Origin of the sequence: Pseudomonas sp. TE50-2, assembly GCF_040813665.1 — a bacterium.
GTDB classification, from domain to species: domain Bacteria; phylum Pseudomonadota; class Gammaproteobacteria; order Pseudomonadales; family Pseudomonadaceae; genus Aquipseudomonas; species Aquipseudomonas soli.
The window spans coordinates 4,252,244-4,268,939 of the sequence record NZ_JBFNXN010000001.1 but is presented as its reverse complement, the minus strand read 5'-3'; the positions used below and the strand labels follow the sequence as shown (position 1 = coordinate 4,268,939).

14 protein-coding genes are annotated in these 16,696 nt (G+C 63.7%); 1 reads left to right on the top strand and 13 read right to left on the bottom strand.

From position 1 onward, the window contains the following. Positions 1–7: 7 nt before the first annotated feature. Positions 8–1,120 (bottom strand): S-(hydroxymethyl)glutathione dehydrogenase/class III alcohol dehydrogenase, encoded by a 1,113-nt coding sequence (locus AAHK21_RS19515; RefSeq protein ID WP_031315222.1) that lies wholly within the window; start codon positions 1,118–1,120, stop codon positions 8–10. 108 nt (positions 1,121–1,228) lie between these two features. Here AAHK21_RS19515 and AAHK21_RS19510 point away from each other — a divergent pair, with 108 nt between their 5' ends. Further along, positions 1,229–2,128, top strand: coding sequence for a LysR substrate-binding domain-containing protein (locus tag AAHK21_RS19510; protein WP_367858086.1), 900 nt, complete (start codon positions 1,229–1,231; stop codon positions 2,126–2,128). 19 nt (positions 2,129–2,147) lie between these two features. Here AAHK21_RS19510 and ispD read toward each other — a convergent pair whose 3' ends face one another. The 12 genes from ispD to fabZ all read right to left on the bottom strand — a co-directional run bounded on the left by ispD (position 2,148) and on the right by fabZ (position 16,629). Beyond that, positions 2,148–2,855, bottom strand: a complete 708-nt coding sequence (gene ispD / locus AAHK21_RS19505) for a 2-C-methyl-D-erythritol 4-phosphate cytidylyltransferase (RefSeq protein WP_046854406.1) — start codon at positions 2,853–2,855, stop codon at positions 2,148–2,150. Next, positions 2,852–3,133, bottom strand: a complete 282-nt coding sequence (gene ftsB / locus AAHK21_RS19500; protein WP_011535259.1) for a cell division protein FtsB — start codon at positions 3,131–3,133, stop codon at positions 2,852–2,854. Before ftsB ends, ispD begins: the two co-directional genes overlap by 4 nt. A 157-nt stretch (positions 3,134–3,290) precedes the next feature. Further along, positions 3,291–4,580 (bottom strand): phosphopyruvate hydratase, encoded by a 1,290-nt coding sequence (gene eno / locus AAHK21_RS19495; protein ID WP_008099635.1) that lies wholly within the window; start codon positions 4,578–4,580, stop codon positions 3,291–3,293. 154 nt (positions 4,581–4,734) lie between these two features. Continuing rightward, positions 4,735–5,580 carry a 3-deoxy-8-phosphooctulonate synthase gene (gene kdsA, locus AAHK21_RS19490; RefSeq protein ID WP_046854405.1) on the bottom strand — a complete coding sequence of 282 codons (846 nt, stop codon included), beginning with the start codon at positions 5,578–5,580 and terminating at the stop codon, positions 4,735–4,737. A 3-nt stretch (positions 5,581–5,583) separates the two neighbouring features. Next, on the bottom strand, positions 5,584–7,212 hold the full coding sequence (locus AAHK21_RS19485) for a CTP synthase (protein ID WP_046854404.1): 1,629 nt from the start codon (positions 7,210–7,212) through the stop codon (positions 5,584–5,586). A 270-nt stretch (positions 7,213–7,482) separates the two neighbouring features. Next, positions 7,483–8,778 (bottom strand): tRNA lysidine(34) synthetase TilS, encoded by a 1,296-nt coding sequence (gene tilS, locus AAHK21_RS19480; RefSeq protein WP_367858085.1) that lies wholly within the window; start codon positions 8,776–8,778, stop codon positions 7,483–7,485. Between the two features lie 138 nt (positions 8,779–8,916). Beyond that, positions 8,917–9,864, bottom strand: coding sequence for an acetyl-CoA carboxylase carboxyltransferase subunit alpha (locus AAHK21_RS19475; RefSeq protein ID WP_023628729.1), 948 nt, complete (start codon positions 9,862–9,864; stop codon positions 8,917–8,919). A 105-nt stretch (positions 9,865–9,969) separates the two neighbouring features. After that, positions 9,970–13,494, bottom strand: coding sequence for a DNA polymerase III subunit alpha (gene dnaE, locus AAHK21_RS19470; RefSeq protein ID WP_367858084.1), 3,525 nt, complete (start codon positions 13,492–13,494; stop codon positions 9,970–9,972). 167 nt (positions 13,495–13,661) lie between these two features. Then, the gene (gene rnhB / locus AAHK21_RS19465) at positions 13,662–14,285 is read right to left on the bottom strand and encodes a ribonuclease HII (RefSeq protein ID WP_110701889.1); all 624 of its coding nucleotides are present in this window, start codon (positions 14,283–14,285) and stop codon (positions 13,662–13,664) included. Position 14,286: 1 nt separating this feature from the next. Continuing rightward, positions 14,287–15,414 (bottom strand): lipid-A-disaccharide synthase, encoded by a 1,128-nt coding sequence (gene lpxB / locus AAHK21_RS19460; protein ID WP_367858083.1) that lies wholly within the window; start codon positions 15,412–15,414, stop codon positions 14,287–14,289. A gap of 1 nt (position 15,415) precedes the next feature. Then, complete coding sequence (gene lpxA / locus AAHK21_RS19455; protein ID WP_046854400.1) at positions 15,416–16,192, bottom strand: acyl-ACP--UDP-N-acetylglucosamine O-acyltransferase; 777 nt, start codon at positions 16,190–16,192, stop codon at positions 15,416–15,418. After that, positions 16,189–16,629: a 3-hydroxyacyl-ACP dehydratase FabZ gene (gene fabZ, locus AAHK21_RS19450; RefSeq protein ID WP_003252314.1), complete on the bottom strand. Its 441-nt coding sequence runs from the start codon at positions 16,627–16,629 to the stop codon at positions 16,189–16,191. Before fabZ ends, lpxA begins: the two co-directional genes overlap by 4 nt. Between the last annotated feature and the right edge of the window lie 67 nt (positions 16,630–16,696).

The window sequence follows — 16,696 nt, the reverse complement described above, 5'->3', positions numbered from 1 at the left end:
GAGGGCCTCAGAAGTGGATCACGCTGCGGATGCTCTTGCCTTCGTGCATCAGGTCGAAGGCTTTGTTGATGTCCTCCAGGCCCATGGTGTGGGTAATGAAGGTGTCCAGCGGGATCTCGCCTTTCTCGGACATTTCCACGTAGCTCGGCAGCTCACTGCGGCCACGCACACCGCCGAAGGCCGAACCGCGCCAGACGCGACCGGTGACCAGCTGGAACGGACGGGTGGCGATTTCCTGGCCGGCACCGGCCACGCCGATGATCACCGACTCGCCCCAGCCCTTGTGGCAGCATTCCAGCGCCGCGCGCATCAGTTGCACATTGCCGATGCACTCGAAGGAGAAGTCCACGCCACCGTCGGTGAGGTCGACGATCACTTCCTGGATCGGGCGGTCGTAGTCTTTCGGGTTGATGCAGTCGGTGGCGCCCAGCTGGCGGGCAATCTCGAACTTGGCCGGGTTGATGTCGATGGCGATGATGCGCGAAGCCTTGGCCTTGACCGCGCCGATCACTGCCGACAGACCGATGCCGCCGAGGCCGAAGATGGCAACGGTGTCACCCGGCTTGACCTTGGCGGTATTGAGCACCGCGCCAATACCGGTAGTCACGCCGCAGCCGAGCAGGCAGACCTTCTCCAGCGGAGCCTCTTTCTGGATCTTGGCCACGGAAATTTCCGGCAGCACGGTGTACTCGGAAAAGGTCGAGGTGCCCATGTAGTGGAACAGCTGCTGGCCCTTGTAGCTGAAACGGGTGGTTCCGTCGGGCATCAGGCCCTTGCCCTGGGTGGCGCGGATGGCCTGGCACAGGTTGGTCTTGCCCGAGCGGCAGAACTTGCACTGGCCACACTCCGGGGTATACAGCGGGATGACATGGTCGCCCACCGCCACCGAGGTCACGCCCTCGCCAATCGCCTCGACGATCGCCCCGCCCTCATGGCCGAGGATCGAAGGGAAGATGCCTTCCGGGTCGGCGCCGGACAGGGTGTAGGCGTCAGTGTGGCAGACACCGGAGGCGACGACGCGCAGCAGCACTTCACCGGCCTTGGGCATGGCTACGTCGACTTCGACGATTTCCAGGGGTTTCTTGGCCTCGAAGGCGACGGCGGCACGGGACTTGATCATCAAGGGTCTCCAGAGAAGATGTCGATTGCAGGCTGTCAGTGTAATTCACTGACTTTTTGTGAATAATCCAGGCATTCACAAAACATTATTGCCATTCAGGGATAATCCATGAGCAGTCGCTGGGAAGGCATCGACGAATTCGTCGCGGTGGCAGAAATGGGCCAGTTCACCGCCGCCGCCGAACGCCTCGGAGTGTCGTCTTCGCACATCAGCCGGCAGATCGCCCGCCTGGAGGAACGCTTGCAGACCCGCCTGCTGTACCGCAGCACGCGGCGAGTGACCCTCAGCGAAGCCGGCCAGACATTCCTCCAGCACTGCCAGCGCCTGCAGGATGGCCGCGAGGAAGCGCTGCGCGCCATGGGCGACCTGGCCAGCGAACCCAAGGGCCTGCTACGCATGACCTGCGCGGTGGCCTATGGCGAGCGTTTCATCGTGCCGCTGGTGACGCGGTTCATGGCCCTGTACCCGCAGCTACGGGTGGAAGTGGAACTGAGCAACCGCACCTTAGACCTGTTGCACGAAGGCATGGACCTGGCAATCCGCCTGGGCCGCCTGCAGGATTCCCGGCTGGTGGCCACGCGCCTGGCGCCGCGGCGCATGTTCCTGTGCGCCTCGCCGGCGTACCTGGAACGGTATGGACGGCCGCACAGCGTGTCGGAGTTGGCGCGGCACAATTGCCTGGTCGGCAGCTCCGACCTGTGGGCGCTGCAGCAGGAGGGCCGCGAGATCAGCCAGCGGGTGCAAGGCAACTGGCGCTGCAACAGCGGCCAGGCGGTGCTGGATGCGGCGCTGCAGGGGATGGGCTTGTGCCAGTTGCCGGACTACTACGTGCTCGAACACTTGCACAGCGGGGCGCTGGTGTCACTGCTGGAGGGACACCAACCGCCGAATACAGCGGTGTGGGCGTTGTATCCGCAGCAGCGGCATCTGTCGCCGAAGGTACGTAGGCTGGTGGATTACCTGAAAGATGGATTGGCGCAACTGCCGGAGTACAGGGTCGTCGGATAACAGCCTGGGAGCGCTTGATTCAGCGACGCCCAGCCCATCGCTGGCGCAGCCACTCCAAGTCCTCTGGCCGGGTCACCTTGATATTGTCGCTGCGCCCTTCGACCAGGCGCGGCGCATAACCGGCCCACTCGATGGCGGACGACTCATCGGTGACCGCAACATCGGACACCAGGCACTCGGCCAGCGCCCGGTGCAGCATGCCGAGGCGGAACATCTGCGGGGTGTAGGCCTGCCAGACGGTGCTGCGGTCGACCGTCGCCGCCACCCTGCCCTCGCCGTCGGCACGCTTGAGCGTGTCCCGAGCGGGTACGGCGAGCAATCCACCGACGGGATCTTCAGCCAGAGCTGACAGCAACTTGTCCAGATCGCCACGCGCCAGATTCGGCCGCGCGGCGTCGTGCACCAGCACCCAGTCGTCATCCGACGCGCCCTGGGCGTGCAGCAGCAATAGCGCATTGAGCACCGAGTCAGCGCGCTCGTCACCACCCGGGGCACGCTGGATACGCGGATCGCTGGCACAGCGCAGGCCGGGCCAGTAAGGGTCGTGTTCGGCAATGCTGACCACCACGCCCTTGAGCATGGGATGGTCGAGGAAACAGTCGAGGCTATGCTCGAGAATGGTCTGCCCGCCCAGTTGCAGGTACTGCTTGGGCCGGTCGGCAGCCATGCGGGCACCAATGCCCGCGGCGGGAATCACGGCCCAGAAGGCCGGCAGTTCGTTTGTCATTTCTGTGGCAGCTGGTAGAGGGTTTCGCCCTCCTTGACCATCCCCAGTTCATGACGAGCCCGTTCTTCCACGGTCTCCATACCTTTCTTCAACTCCAGGACCTCGGCATCGAGCACACGATTGCGCTCCAGCAGGCGCTCGTTTTCCGCATGCTGGTCGGCGATCTGCTGCTTGAGTTCGGTCACTTGCGCGAGGCTGCCATTACCTACCCAAAGGCGATATTGCAGGCCGCCGAGCAGCAGGAGCAGGACGAGGAACAACCAATAGGGACTGCGCATGAAGATATCCAGGGTAAAAAAGGCCGCCGCAGCGAGCTTCCGATAGCACGAAGCCTGGCCGAGGCCAGGCTTCGTCGACAGAAACCCGTGGAGACAGCCAAACGATCAGTACGAACGTTCAGCGGGCCCCGGCTGCTGCCTTTTTACCATCTCTTGCTCAGCCGCGAAACTCGGCACGACCGCGATACACGGCTTTGGCGCCCAGTTGCTCTTCGATGCGCAGCAGTTGGTTGTACTTGCTGACGCGGTCGGAGCGGCACAGCGAGCCGGTCTTGATCTGGCCAGCGGCAGTACCCACGGCCAGGTCGGCGATGGTCGAGTCCTCGGTTTCACCGGAACGGTGCGAAATCACCGCGGTGTAGCCAGCGGCCTTGGCCATCTGGATGGCTTCGAGGGTTTCGGTCAGCGAGCCGATCTGGTTGAACTTGATCAGGATCGAGTTGCCGATGCCCTTCTCGATGCCTTCCTTGAGGATCTTGGTGTTGGTCACGAACAGGTCGTCGCCAACCAGCTGGACTTTCTCGCCGATCTTGTCGGTGAGGATCTTCCAGCCAGCCCAGTCAGACTCGTCCAGGCCGTCTTCGATCGAGATGATCGGGAAACGCTCGGTCAGGCCCTTCAGGTACTCGGCGAAACCTTCGGCGTCGAACGATTTGCCTTCGCCGGACAGGTTGTACTTGCCGTCTTCATAGAACTCCGAAGCGGCGCAGTCCAGGGCCAGGGTCACGTCGGTGCCCAGCTTGTAGCCGGCTTTCTCGACAGCTTCGGCGATGGCGGCCAGGGCGTCTTCGTTGGAAGCCAGGTTCGGCGCGAAGCCACCTTCGTCACCGACGGCGGTGTTCAGGCCACGGGCCTTCAGTACGGCCTTGAGGTGGTGGAAGATCTCGGTGCCCATGCGCAGGCCGTCGGAGAAGGTCTTGGCGCCAACCGGCTGGACCATGAACTCCTGGATGTCGACGTTGTTGTCGGCGTGCTCGCCGCCGTTGATGATGTTCATCATCGGCACCGGCATGGAGTACTGGCCCGGGGTGCCGTTGAGGTTGGCGATGTGCGCGTACAGCGGCAGGTCCTGGTCCTGGGCGGCGGCCTTGGCGGCGGCCAGGGACACGGCGAGGATGGCGTTGGCGCCCAGCTTGGCCTTGTTCTCGGTGCCGTCCAGCTCGATCATCGCGCGGTCCAGGGCTTTCTGGTCCGATGGGTCCTTGCCCAGCAGCAGGTCGCGGATCGGGCCGTTGATGTTGGCGACGGCCTTCAGCACGCCCTTGCCCAGGTAACGGCTCTTGTCGCCATCACGCAGCTCCAGCGCTTCGCGCGAGCCAGTGGAAGCACCCGACGGCGCGCAGGCGCTGCCGATGATGCCGTTGTCGAGCAGTACATCGGCTTCCACGGTGGGGTTGCCACGCGAATCGAGAACTTCACGACCTTTGATGTCGACGATCTTTGCCATTGTTGTAAGCACTCCAGAATTGACGAAAACAACGCAACTTTTGGGAATTCTTGCCGTTCACCAGGCGACATGGCACGGGCAGGCCTGGCGAAGGGAGCCCCTGACCGATAGGTCAGGGGGTGGAACGGGCGGTACTTTACCCGAGAAATGAGCTTTACGCGGTTTCTACCGTCGGAAAACTTTTCACCAGGTCGTCCAGCTGCTTGAGCTGGCTGAGGAACGGTTCCAGCTTGTCCAGGCGCAGGGCGCACGGGCCATCGCACTTGGCGTTGTCCGGGTCCGGATGTGCCTCGAGGAACAGGCCGGCCAGGCCCTGGCTCATGCCGGCCTTGGCCAGGTCGGTGACCTGGGCGCGGCGGCCACCGGCGGAGTCGGCGCGACCGCCCGGGGTCTGCAACGAATGGGTCACGTCGAAGAACACCGGGTACTCGAACTCCTTCATGATGCCGAAGCCGAGCATGTCCACGACGAGGTTGTTGTAGCCGAAGCTCGAACCACGCTCGCAGAGGATCAGCTGGTCGTTGCCGGCCTCGACGCACTTGGCGAGGATGTGCTTCATCTCGTGGGGCGCCAGGAACTGCGCCTTCTTGATGTTGATCACAGCGCCCGTCTTGGCCATCGCCACGACCAGGTCGGTCTGGCGCGACAGGAAGGCCGGCAGCTGGATGATGTCGCACACCTTGGCCACCGGTTCGCACTGGTAGGGTTCGTGCACGTCGGTGATCACCGGCACGTTGAAGGTCTGCTTGATCTCCTCGAAGATCTTCAGGCCCTCTTCCATGCCCGGGCCGCGGTACGAGCTGACCGACGAACGGTTGGCCTTGTCGAAGCTGGCCTTGAACACATACGGGATACCGAGCTTCTCGGTAACCCGCACGTACTCCTCGCAGACCTTCAGGGCCAGGTCACGGGACTCCAGGACGTTCATGCCGCCGAACAGGACGAACGGCTTGTCGTTGGCGATCTCGATGTTACCGACGCGAATGATCTTCTGAGTCATGGATCAGGCCTTGTTCTTCTGTGCCAGGGCAGCCTTGACGAAACCGCTGAACAGCGGGTGACCGTCACGTGGCGTCGAGGTGAACTCCGGGTGGAACTGGCAGGCGACGAACCATGGGTGGTCCTTGGACTCGACCACTTCAACCAGCGCGCCGTCTTCGGAGCGACCGGACACCTGCAGGCCAGCTTCGACCAGCTGCGGCAGCAGGTTATTGTTGACTTCGTAGCGGTGGCGGTGACGCTCGGTGATGATGTCCTTGCCGTAGCAGTCGTGCACCTTGGAGCCGGCTGCCAGCTGGCAGTCCTGAGCGCCCAGGCGCATGGTGCCGCCCAGGTCGGAGGCTTCGGTACGGGTTTCGACCGCGCCGGTGGCATCGGCCCACTCGGTGATCAGGCCAACTACCGGGTGGCCGCTGTTGCGGTCGAACTCGGTGGAGTTGGCGTCTTTCCAGCCCATCACGTTACGGGCGAATTCGATCACGGCCACCTGCATGCCGAGGCAGATGCCCAGGTACGGGACCTTGTTCTCACGGGCGTACTGCACCGCGGTGATCTTGCCTTCGACGCCGCGCAGGCCGAAACCGCCCGGGACCAGGATGGCATCGGCGCCTTCGAGCAGGCTGGTGCCCTGGTTCTCGATGTCTTCGGAGTCGATGTAGCGCAGGTTGACCTTGGTGCGGTTGGTGATGCCGGCGTGGCTCATCGCTTCGATCAGCGACTTGTACGCATCCAGCAGCTCCATGTACTTGCCGACCATGGCGATGGTCACTTCCTGCTCAGGGTTGAGCTTGGCGTCGACGACCTTGTCCCACTCGGACAGGTCGGCGCTGTTGCACTGCAGGCCGAAGCGCTCGACGACGAAGTCGTCCAGGCCCTGGGCATGCAGCACGCCTGGGATCTTGTAGATGGTGTCGACGTCTTCCAGCGAAATCACCGCACGCTCTTCGACGTTGGTGAACAGCGCGATCTTGCGGCGCGACGAAGCGTCCACCGGGTGGTCGGAGCGGCAGATCAGCACGTCAGGCTGCAGACCGATGGAGCGCAGTTCCTTGACCGAGTGCTGGGTCGGCTTGGTCTTGGTCTCGCCGGCGGTGGCGATGTACGGCACCAGGGTCAGGTGCATCAGCATGGCGCGCTTGGAGCCCACTTCGACGCGCAGCTGGCGGATGGCCTCGAGGAACGGCTGCGACTCGATGTCGCCCACGGTGCCGCCGATCTCGACCAGCGCGACGTCGGCATCGCCGGCGCCCTTGATGATGCGGCGCTTGATTTCGTCGGTGATGTGCGGGATGACCTGGATGGTCGCGCCCAGATAATCACCACGGCGCTCCTTGCGCAGCACGTGCTCGTAGATACGGCCGGTGGTGAAGTTGTTGTTCTGGGTCATCGTGGTGCGGATGAACCGCTCGTAGTGGCCCAGGTCGAGGTCGGTCTCGGCGCCGTCGTGAGTGACGAACACTTCACCGTGCTGGAACGGGCTCATGGTGCCCGGGTCGACGTTGATGTACGGGTCCAGCTTGAGCATGGTGACTTTAAGCCCCCGCGCTTCCAGGATGGCCGCCAGGGAAGCCGAGGCAATGCCTTTCCCCAATGAAGAAACAACACCGCCCGTGACGAATATGTAGCGCGTCATGAAAAACCCTAGAAGTCTGCGTTAAGGCGGCCAGCGCCGCCGGAGAAAGCGAAGGAAGGCCGAAGCCCCCGATCACCTGCGTCAATCACAGTGCATCTCGAAAAACTGCCGCGTCTGTACAGACCAGGGGTGTCCCCGGCATGGAGCTCGCTCGTCATTTTAAGAAATCAGCCCAGCAAAAAACTGCTTGGTAATCGGCAACCTCTGTGTTTTCGCGGAACCCACAGAAGTTGTATCAAGAAGGGAGGGTAGTCTACCGGAATGTACCCTTCAGCTCAAACCTTGCACGTTCGTCGGCGGTTGCCAGTGCAGTTGGCCTCCGGCCTGAGCGAGTCCGGGCAGGTTGGCCACCGCCAGCAATTGCTCGCCGCGGTACAGCAGCGGCAGGCGCGGACGCACGAAGTGCGGGACCTGCAGTTCGTTGAGCAGACGCTTGAGGTCGCGCCGGCCACGGCCGCTGACTTCCAGCACTTCGCCGCCTTGACGATAGGCGATGCGCAGGCCTGCGTCGTCCACGCAGCCCTCCAGCCACACCTGGCCGTTGCCCGGCAGCGCCAAAGGCCTGGACGGGTTCGGCCACGCCCATTCCCCCGCCGGAGCCTGGAGCCATTGCCCGTCCAGCCACCAGATGCGCCCGTGGCTACGCTGCAACTGACCGTCGGTCAGGCGCCAGATCGGGCAGGCATCGCCTGCCGCGTCACGCAGGTCATCCCAACCGGCCCAGTGGCGACTGTCCGGCAGGCGCGTGCGGCGGCCGAGCCAGTGTTGCAGGGCATTGCGCTGGCGCGCCGGTGACAGCGCCTGGAGTACGGCGAGGTCGAGGGAGGCAAGGCCGAGCCAGGGCAGCGGCGCATTGTCGCAGGCCGGGGCCAGGTCGGTGGCGGCCAGTTCGTCAAGCAGGCCCAGGGCCTCGCCCAGATGCTCGGCGCTGCGCGCCAGGTTGCCCTCAGCCTGGGGCCAACGACCGCGCAACAACGGAAAGACCTCTGAACGCAGGAAGTTGCGGGCGAAGGTGGTGTCGGTGTTGGAGGGATCATCAACCCACACCAACCCCCTGCTCTGGGCATAAGCGTGCAAGCGCTCGCGCGAAACCTTCAGCAGCGGGCGCGCGAGCCTGCCCTGCCCCAACGAGCGCGCCTCGGGCATGGCCGACAGACCACGCAAGCCGGCGCCGCGCAGCAGACGGAACAGCAAGGTTTCGGCCTGATCGTCACGGTGCTGGCCGGTGAACAGCACTTCGCCTGGGGCAAGCTGCTTTTCGAACGCGGTGTAACGGGCATCGCGGGCAGCCTGCTCAAGACTGGCACCCGGGGCTACCTGAACGTGAACAACGTCGAGTTCGATGCCCAGGGCATCACAGACGGTCTTGCAGTGGGCGGGCCATGCATCGGCGGCAGCTTGCAGACCATGATGCACATGGACGGCACGCAGGGGGGGCGCGGGGTGATTACGGGCGTAATCGGCCAGCAGGTGCAGGAGGACGGTGGAGTCGAGACCGCCGGAGAAGGCGACGTGCCAGGCGGGGGCATCGAGCCAACGGGCAAACTGGTGGGTGAGGTTGATCATCTGAGCCTCACCGTGATGGAGATCGCGGGGGGCGTTTCACGCCCCTTTCGCCGGCAAGCCGGCTCCCACAGAAGTATGCATTCCCCTGTGGGAGCCGGCTTGCCGGCGAAAGGGCCGCAAAGCGGCCCCTGGAATCCATCAGAGACCGTAGCTCATCAGGCGATCGTAACGGCGCTTGAGCAGCGCGTCGTTGTCGAGCTTGCCGAGCATGTCCAGCTGTTCGATCAGGTCGGCGCGGATGCTCGCCGACATCTTGGCCGGATCACGGTGGGCGCCGCCCAGCGGTTCCTGGATGACCTTGTCGACGATGTTCAGGCTCTTCAGGCGCTCGGCGGTGATGCCCATGGCCTCGGCGGCGTCGGCGGCCTTGTCGGCGGTCTTCCACAGGATCGAGGCGCAGCCTTCCGGCGAGATCACCGAGTAGGTGGAATACTGCAGCATGTTCAGCTGGTCGCACACGCCGATGGCCAGTGCGCCGCCGGAACCACCCTCACCGATCACGGTGGCGATGATCGGCGTCTTCAGGCGCGCCATCACGCGCAGGTTCCAGGCAATGGCCTCGCTCTGGTTGCGCTCTTCGGCGTCGATGCCCGGATAGGCGCCCGGGGTGTCGATGAAGGTCAGGATCGGCATCTTGAAGCGCTCGGCCATTTCCATCAGGCGGCAGGCCTTGCGGTAGCCTTCAGGGCGCGGCATGCCGAAGTTGCGGCGCACTTTCTCGCGCACTTCACGGCCCTTCTGGTGGCCGATGACCATCACCGGCTTGTCGTCCAGGCGCGCGGTGCCACCAACGATGGCGGCGTCGTCGGAGAAGTGACGGTCGCCGTGCAGCTCTTCGAACTCGGTGAAGAGGTGATCGATGTAGTCGAGGGTGTACGGGCGGCGCGGGTGACGGGCCAGGCGGGCGATCTGCCAGCTGGTCAGGTTGCCGAAGATGCTCTCGGTCAGGGTGCTGCTCTTGTCCTGCAGACGGGCAATTTCATCGCTGATGTTCAGCGAGTTGTCGTTACCCACCAGGCGCAGCTCTTCGATCTTGGCTTGCAGGTCGGCAATCGGCTGTTCGAAATCGAGGAAATTCGGGTTCATAGGCTTCCGTCTTGGGTCTACGGCCAGGCGGCCGGCCGGTTGATCCGTTTGGCGCCCTACCTTAAGGGATCAGGCGCATATAGGTCGAGATTAAAATTCGTCGTTTCAACGGTATTGCAGGAAGACGTTCTCACGTCCGAACTGGTCACGCAGTGCCTGAATCAGGCCGTCGGCCGGGTCGATGGACCACTGGTCGCCGAATTGCAGCATGGCCTTGGCGTCGCTGCCGGTGTACTCCAGGGTGATCGGGCAGCCACCACGGTGGCGGGTGATCAGCTCGCCCAGCCAGTTCAGGCGGTCACCCTTGAGCGCGTCGTGGGCGACCTTCAGGCGCAGGCTTTCGGCCAGCTTGGTACGGGCATCCTCCATGGTCATCACCGTCTTGACCCGCAGGCGCAGGCCACCGGAGAAGTCGTCGTTGCTGACCTCCCCTTCGACCACCACCATGGCGTCGGTCTGCAGCAGGGCCTGGGCGCCCATGAAGGCATCGGCGAACAACGAGGCCTCGATGCGCCCGGAACGGTCGTCGAGGGTGACGAAGCCCATCTTGTCACCCTTCTTGTTCTTCATCACGCGCAGGGCAATGATCATCCCGGCGATGGTCTGGGTATCCCGCGCGGGCTTCAGGTCGACAATGCGCTGGCGGGCGAAACGGCGGATCTCGGTCTCGTACTCATCGATCGGATGCCCGGTGAGGTACAGGCCGAGGGTGTCCTTTTCGCCTTTCAGGCGCTCCTTGAGCGTCAGTTCGCGCACCTTGCGGTGATTGGCATAGACGTCGACATCCGCAGCGTCGAACATGCCACCGAACAGGTCGACATGGCCACTGTCGGCGGTATGGGCCGCCTGCTCGGCAGCCTTGACGGCTTCACCCAGTGCCGAGAGCAGGATCGCGCGGTTGATGTCGATGTTGGCCTGGTAGGCCTTGATCTCGTCATGGAAGTGCGGCCCGAGACGATCCAGCGCGCCACTGCGGATCAACGCATCCAGGGTACGTTTGTTGACGCGCTTGAGATCGATGCGCTCGCAGAAATCGAACAGGTCCTTGAACGGACCTCCCTGGGCACGCGCCTCGACGATCGCCTCCACCGGGCCTTCGCCCACGCCCTTGATCGCACCCAGGCCATAGACGATACGGCCATCGTTGTTGACGGTGAACTTGAAGTCGGAGAAGTTCACGTCCGGCGCGTCGAGGCGCAGCTTCATGCTGCGTACTTCCTCGACCAGCACCACCACCTTGTCGGTGTTGTGCATATCCGCCGACAGCACCGCGGCCATGAACGGCGCCGGGTAGTGCGTCTTGAGCCAGGCGGTCTGGTACGACACCAGGCCGTAGGCAGCGGAATGGGATTTGTTGAAGCCGTAGCCGGCGAATTTCTCTACCAGGTCGAAGATGTTACCGGCCAGGTCCGCATCGATGTTGTTGGCCACGCAGCCTTCGATGAAACCGCCCCGCTGCTTGGCCATTTCCTCGGGCTTTTTCTTACCCATGGCCCGGCGCAGCATGTCGGCGCCGCCGAGGGTGTAGCCCGCCATCACCTGGGCGATCTGCATCACCTGTTCCTGGTACAGGATGATGCCGTAGGTAGGCGCGAGTACCGGTTTAAGGCCTTCGTACTGATAGTCGGAGTGCGGGTAGGCCAGCTCGGCGCGGCCGTGCTTGCGGTTGATGAAGTCGTCCACCATGCCCGATTGCAGCGGGCCCGGACGGAACAGCGCCACCAGTGCGATGAGGTCTTCCAGGCAGTCGGGCTTGAGCTTCTTGATCAGCTCCTTCATGCCACGGGATTCGAGCTGGAACACCGCGGTGGTCTCGGCTTTTTGCAGCAGCTCGTAGGTCTTGCGGTCGTCCAGCGGGATGAAGTCGATGTTGACGTCGGGCAGGTTCTTCTTGGCCTGCTCGCGGTTGATGATCTCCATCGCCCATTTGATGATCGTCAGTGTACGCAGACCAAGGAAGTCGAACTTCACCAGGCCCGCGGCCTCGACGTCGTCCTTGTCGAACTGGGTCACCAGGCCGCCACCCTCTTCGTCACAGGCAATCGGCGAGAAGTCGGTGAGTTTGGTCGGCGCGATCACCACGCCACCGGCGTGCTTGCCGGTACCACGGGTGACACCTTCGAGCTTCAGGGCCATGTCCCAGATTTCGCGGGCATCCTCGTCGCCCTTGAGGAAGTCGCGCAGGATCTCTTCCTGCTCGTAGGCCTTCTCCAGGGTCATGCCCACTTCGAACGGAATCATCTTCGACAGGCGGTCGGCCAGGCCATAGGACTTGCCCTGCACCCGCGCCACATCACGCACCACCGCCTTGGCGGCCATGGTGCCGAAAGTGATGATCTGGCTCACCGCGTTGCGCCCGTAGGCCTCGGCCACGTAGTCGATCACCCGGTCGCGGCCATCCATGCAGAAGTCGACGTCGAAGTCGGGCATGGAAATACGTTCAGGGTTGAGGAAGCGCTCGAACAGCAGGTCGTAGGCCAACGGGTCGAGGTCGGTGATCTTCAGCACGTAGGCCACCAGCGAGCCGGCACCCGACCCCCGGCCCGGGCCGACCGGCACGTCGTTGTTCTTGGCCCACTTGATGAAGTCCATAACGATCAGGAAGTAACCGGGGAAGCCCATCTGGATGATGATGTCCAGCTCGAACTTCAGGCGGTCCAGGTAGACCTGGCGCTTCTCTTCGTAATTGGGCGTGGTCTCCTTCGGCCACAGCACCGCCAGGCGCTCCTCCAGGCCTTCGTGGGAGACATGCCGCAGGTAGTCGTCGATGCCCATGCCGTTGGGCGTCGGGAAGTCGGGGAGGAAGTACTTGCCCAGCTGCACGGTGATGTTGCAGCGCTTGGCGATCTCCACGGTGTTGGCAATGGCGTCCGGCAGGTCGCTGAACAGCTCGGCCATCTCTTCGGCGGACTTGAGGTACTGCTGGTCGCTGTAGCCACGCGGGCGACGCGGGTCGTCCAGGGTCCAGCCCTCGCCGATGCACACGCGGGTCTCGTGGGCATCGAAGTCCGACTGCTTGACGAAACGCACGTCGTTGGTTGCCACCAGCGGCGCACCGAGCTTGTCGGCCAAGGCCACGGCAGCGTGCACGTACTCCTCGTCGCCGACGCGGTTGGTGCGCTGCACCTCGACGTAGAAGCGCTCGGGGAACATGCTCATCCAGTCGGCGAGCAGGACCTGGGCTTCGTCCTGACGATTGGCCATCAGCGCCATGCCGATGTCGCCTTCCTTGCCGGCGGAGAGGGCAATCAGCCCTTCACTGGCCGGGGCGATCCAGTCGCGCTGGATGATCACCAGGCCATTGCGCTGGCCATCGGTCCAACCCCGCGAGATCAGCTCGGTGAGATTGCGGTAACCCTTGGGGTTCATGGCCAGGAAACAGATGCGCGACAGCGGCACCTCCGGATCGACCCCGGCCAGCCACAGGTCGGCGCCGCAGATCGGCTTGATGCCGGCGCCCATGGCGGTCTTGTAGAACTTCACCAGCGAGCACATATTGCTCTGGTCGGTGATCGCCACCGCCGGCATGTTCATCCCGGCCAGGGCCTTGGCCAGCGGCTTGATCCGCACCAGGCCGTCGACCAGGGAGAATTCGGAGTGCACGCGAAGGTGAACGAAGGAGACCGACATGGAGGATCCTGTAGCAGTGCTGAACGACAAGGGCGCGATTGTAGCGTATTGCTCTTCGCTTGCCTCGCCTGCAGGTCAGCGGTTGATTGCAGAATGCATCGCGGGGCAAGCCCGCTCCCACGCAGCTCGGCGTGGGAACGGGCTTGCCCCGCGATGAATGGCGCCGATCAGATCAGCGAAGTGGTAATGCCTTCACGGGCTTCCCATGCGGCCCGAACAGGCGCGAACGAGCGCCGGTGAATCGGCGTCGGCCCAAGACGGGCCAGGGCCTCAAGGTGCACTGGAGTCGGATACCCCTTGTGCCCGCCGATCCCATAACCCGGGTAGATCAGCTCAAACGCGCTCATCTCGCGGTCACGGGTGACCTTGGCCAGGATCGATGCGGCGGCGATCGCCGGCACCTGCGAATCACCCTTGACCACCGGAGCCGCCGGTACTGAAAGCTTCGGGCAGCGGTTGCCATCGATCAGTGCCAGCTTCGGCGTGACGTGCAACCCTTCGACCGCACGCTGCATGGCCAGCATGGTCGCATGGAGGATGTTCAGCCGGTCGATTTCCTCGACCTCGGCGCGGGCGATGCAGAAACTCAGCGCCTTCTCGCAGATCTCGTCGAACAGCGCATCGCGCTTGGCCTCGGTGAGTTTTTTCGAGTCGTTCAGGCCGAGGATCGGCCGGCGCGGGTCAAGAATCACCGCTGCGGTGACCACCGCGCCGCACAGCGGACCACGGCCCACTTCGTCGACGCCGGCCACCAGCTCCTCGACCAGGTTGAAATCCAGTCCCATCTGCATGTCAGCGGTCCTTCAACAAGGCAAGCACCGCGTCGGCCGCCTGGTTGGAGGCGTCGCGGCGCAGGGTGCGGTGGATCTGGTCGAAGCTGTCGGTCTGCTGCGTACCATCCTTGACCAGCGGCGCCAGGGTTTGCGCCAAGGCTTCGCTGGTGGCGGCGTCCTGCAGTAGCTCGGGCACCAACAAGCGCTGGGCGAGCAAGTTGGGCAGCGACACGTAGGGGCTCTTGACCATGCGTTTGAGGATCCAGTACGTCAACGGTGCCAGGCGATAGGCCACCACCATCGGCCGCTTGTACAGCATCGCTTCCAGGGTGGCGGTACCCGAGGCAATCAGCACCGCGTCGCACGCCGCCAGGGCCTTGTGCGACTGGCCGTCGAGCAAGGTCAGCGGCAACTCGCGCCCTTCGAGCATCTGCTCGACCTGGGCGCGACGCGCGGCATTGGCGCATGGCAGCACGAAACATGCGCCAGGCACCAGCTCGCGCAGGCGCTGGGCCGCATCGAGGAACAGAGCGCCCAGACGCCCCACTTCGCCGCCACGGCTGCCGGGCATCAGGGCAATCACCGGGCCATCGCCCAGGCCCAGCTCGGCACGCGCCGCGCCACGGTCAGCCTCGAGGGGAATGGTGTCCGCCAACGGGTGGCCGACGAAGCGCACCGGCACACCCTGCTCTTCATAGAAGCGCGCCTCGAACGGCAGCAGGGTGAGCATCAGGTCGCACCCCTCGCGGATCTTCAGCACACGCTTCTGCCGCCAGGCCCAGACCGACGGGCTGACGTAGTGCACCGTCTTGATCCCGGCCTGGCGCAGCTTGAGTTCGATATTCAGGGTGAAATCAGGTGCATCGATACCGATGAAGACGTCGGGCTTTTCACCGATCAGTGTCTCGATCAGCAGCTTGCGCCGCTTGAGCAACTCGCGCAGACGCCCGAGCACCTCGACCAGGCCCATGACGGCCAGGCGTTCCATCGGGAAGTAGGAGGTCATGCCTTCGGCTTCCATCAAGGGCCCGCCGACGCCGATGAACCGTACATCGGGGTGGCGCGCCTTGATGGCACGCATCAAGCCGGAACCGAGGATGTCGCCGCTGGCCTCGCCCGCGACCAGCGCCACGCAAAGCTGGGCCATGTCAGCGCGTGATGCCGCGGGCGGAGTTGGCAATCGATTGACGGAACAGATCGACTTCCGGGAACTGGCTCACCAGCTCGTCCAGCTCCTTGAGCGCCTCTTCGACGGTCAGGCCCTGGCGATAGACAATCTTGTAGGCGCGACGCAGTGCATGCAGCACCTCGTCGCTGAAACCGCGACGGCGCAGGCCTTCGAAGTTCATGCTGCGCGCCTCGGCCGGGCTGCCGAACACCGTCACGTAGGCCGGCACGTCCTTGCCGATCGCGGTACCCATGCCGGAAAAGGCATGCGCGCCGATATGGCAGTACTGGTGCACCAGCGTGTAGCCCGACAGGATCGCCCAGTCGCCCACATGAACGTGCCCGGCCAACGCAGTGTTGTTGACCAGGATGCAGTGGTTGCCGATGACGCTGTCATGGCCGATGTGGGCATAGGCCATGATCAGGTTGTGATCGCCCAGCGTGGTTTCCGAACGGTCCTGCACGGTGCCGCGATGGATGGTGACACCCTCACGGATCACGTTGTGGTCACCGATGACCAGGCGCGTTGGCTCACCCTTGTACTTCAGGTCAGGGGTGTCTTCACCGATCGAGGAGAACTGGTAGATGCGGTTGTGCTTGCCGATACGGGTCGGCCCTTTGAGCACGACGTGCGGGCCAATGATGGTGCCCTCCCCGATTTCGACATCGGGGCCTACGATCGACCAGGGGCCAACCTCGACGCCCTCGGCCAGCCTGGCCGAGGGATCGATGATCGCCCGTGGGTCAATCGAACTCATAGGGAGCGTTCCGCGCAGGTGATCTCGGCCGAGCAGACTGGCTTGCCGTCCACCAGGGCACGGCATTCGAATTTCCAGATCATGCTCTTGCGGCTGAGGAACTTGGCTTCCAGGACCAGCTGGTCGCCCGGCAGCACTGGCTGGCGGAAACGCAGCTTGTCGGAGCCGACAAAGTAGTAAAGCGTGCCGTCAGCCGGTTTGGCGTCGAGCATCTTGAATCCGAGAATTCCGGCCGCCTGGGCCATCGCCTCGATGATCAGCACGCCCGGCATGATCGGATGCGCCGGGAAGTGGCCATTGAAGAACGGCTCGTTGATGCTGACATTCTTGTAGGCACGAATGCTTTGGGCCTCGAAGTCCAGGTCCGTCACCCGGTCCACCAGCAGGAACGGGTAACGGTGAGGCAGGTATTCGCGAATCTCGTTGATGTCCATCATTTCGGGGGGAAGCCTGTATAAGAATAGGGAGCGCAGGTGCTGACCACACGCTCCTTTTGCAGATCCA

Excerpts from the sequence above, each read along its gene's own strand:
- AAHK21_RS19515 (WP_031315222.1), bottom strand. The coding sequence starts at position 1,120 with ATGATCAAGTCCCGTGCCGCCGTCGCCTTCGAGGCCAAGAAACCCCTG.
- AAHK21_RS19510 (WP_367858086.1), top strand. The coding sequence starts at position 1,229 with ATGAGCAGTCGCTGGGAAGGCATCGACGAATTCGTCGCGGTGGCAGAA.
- ispD (WP_046854406.1), bottom strand. The coding sequence starts at position 2,855 with ATGACAAACGAACTGCCGGCCTTCTGGGCCGTGATTCCCGCCGCGGGC.
- ftsB (WP_011535259.1), bottom strand. The coding sequence starts at position 3,133 with ATGCGCAGTCCCTATTGGTTGTTCCTCGTCCTGCTCCTGCTGCTCGGC.
- eno (WP_008099635.1), bottom strand. The coding sequence starts at position 4,580 with ATGGCAAAGATCGTCGACATCAAAGGTCGTGAAGTTCTCGATTCGCGT.
- kdsA (WP_046854405.1), bottom strand. The coding sequence starts at position 5,580 with ATGACTCAGAAGATCATTCGCGTCGGTAACATCGAGATCGCCAACGAC.
- AAHK21_RS19485 (WP_046854404.1), bottom strand. The coding sequence starts at position 7,212 with ATGACGCGCTACATATTCGTCACGGGCGGTGTTGTTTCTTCATTGGGG.
- tilS (WP_367858085.1), bottom strand. The coding sequence starts at position 8,778 with ATGATCAACCTCACCCACCAGTTTGCCCGTTGGCTCGATGCCCCCGCC.
- AAHK21_RS19475 (WP_023628729.1), bottom strand. The coding sequence starts at position 9,864 with ATGAACCCGAATTTCCTCGATTTCGAACAGCCGATTGCCGACCTGCAA.
- dnaE (WP_367858084.1), bottom strand. The coding sequence starts at position 13,494 with ATGTCGGTCTCCTTCGTTCACCTTCGCGTGCACTCCGAATTCTCCCTG.
- rnhB (WP_110701889.1), bottom strand. The coding sequence starts at position 14,285 with ATGCAGATGGGACTGGATTTCAACCTGGTCGAGGAGCTGGTGGCCGGC.
- lpxB (WP_367858083.1), bottom strand. The coding sequence starts at position 15,414 with ATGGCCCAGCTTTGCGTGGCGCTGGTCGCGGGCGAGGCCAGCGGCGAC.
- lpxA (WP_046854400.1), bottom strand. The coding sequence starts at position 16,192 with ATGAGTTCGATTGACCCACGGGCGATCATCGATCCCTCGGCCAGGCTG.
- fabZ (WP_003252314.1), bottom strand. The coding sequence starts at position 16,629 with ATGATGGACATCAACGAGATTCGCGAATACCTGCCTCACCGTTACCCG.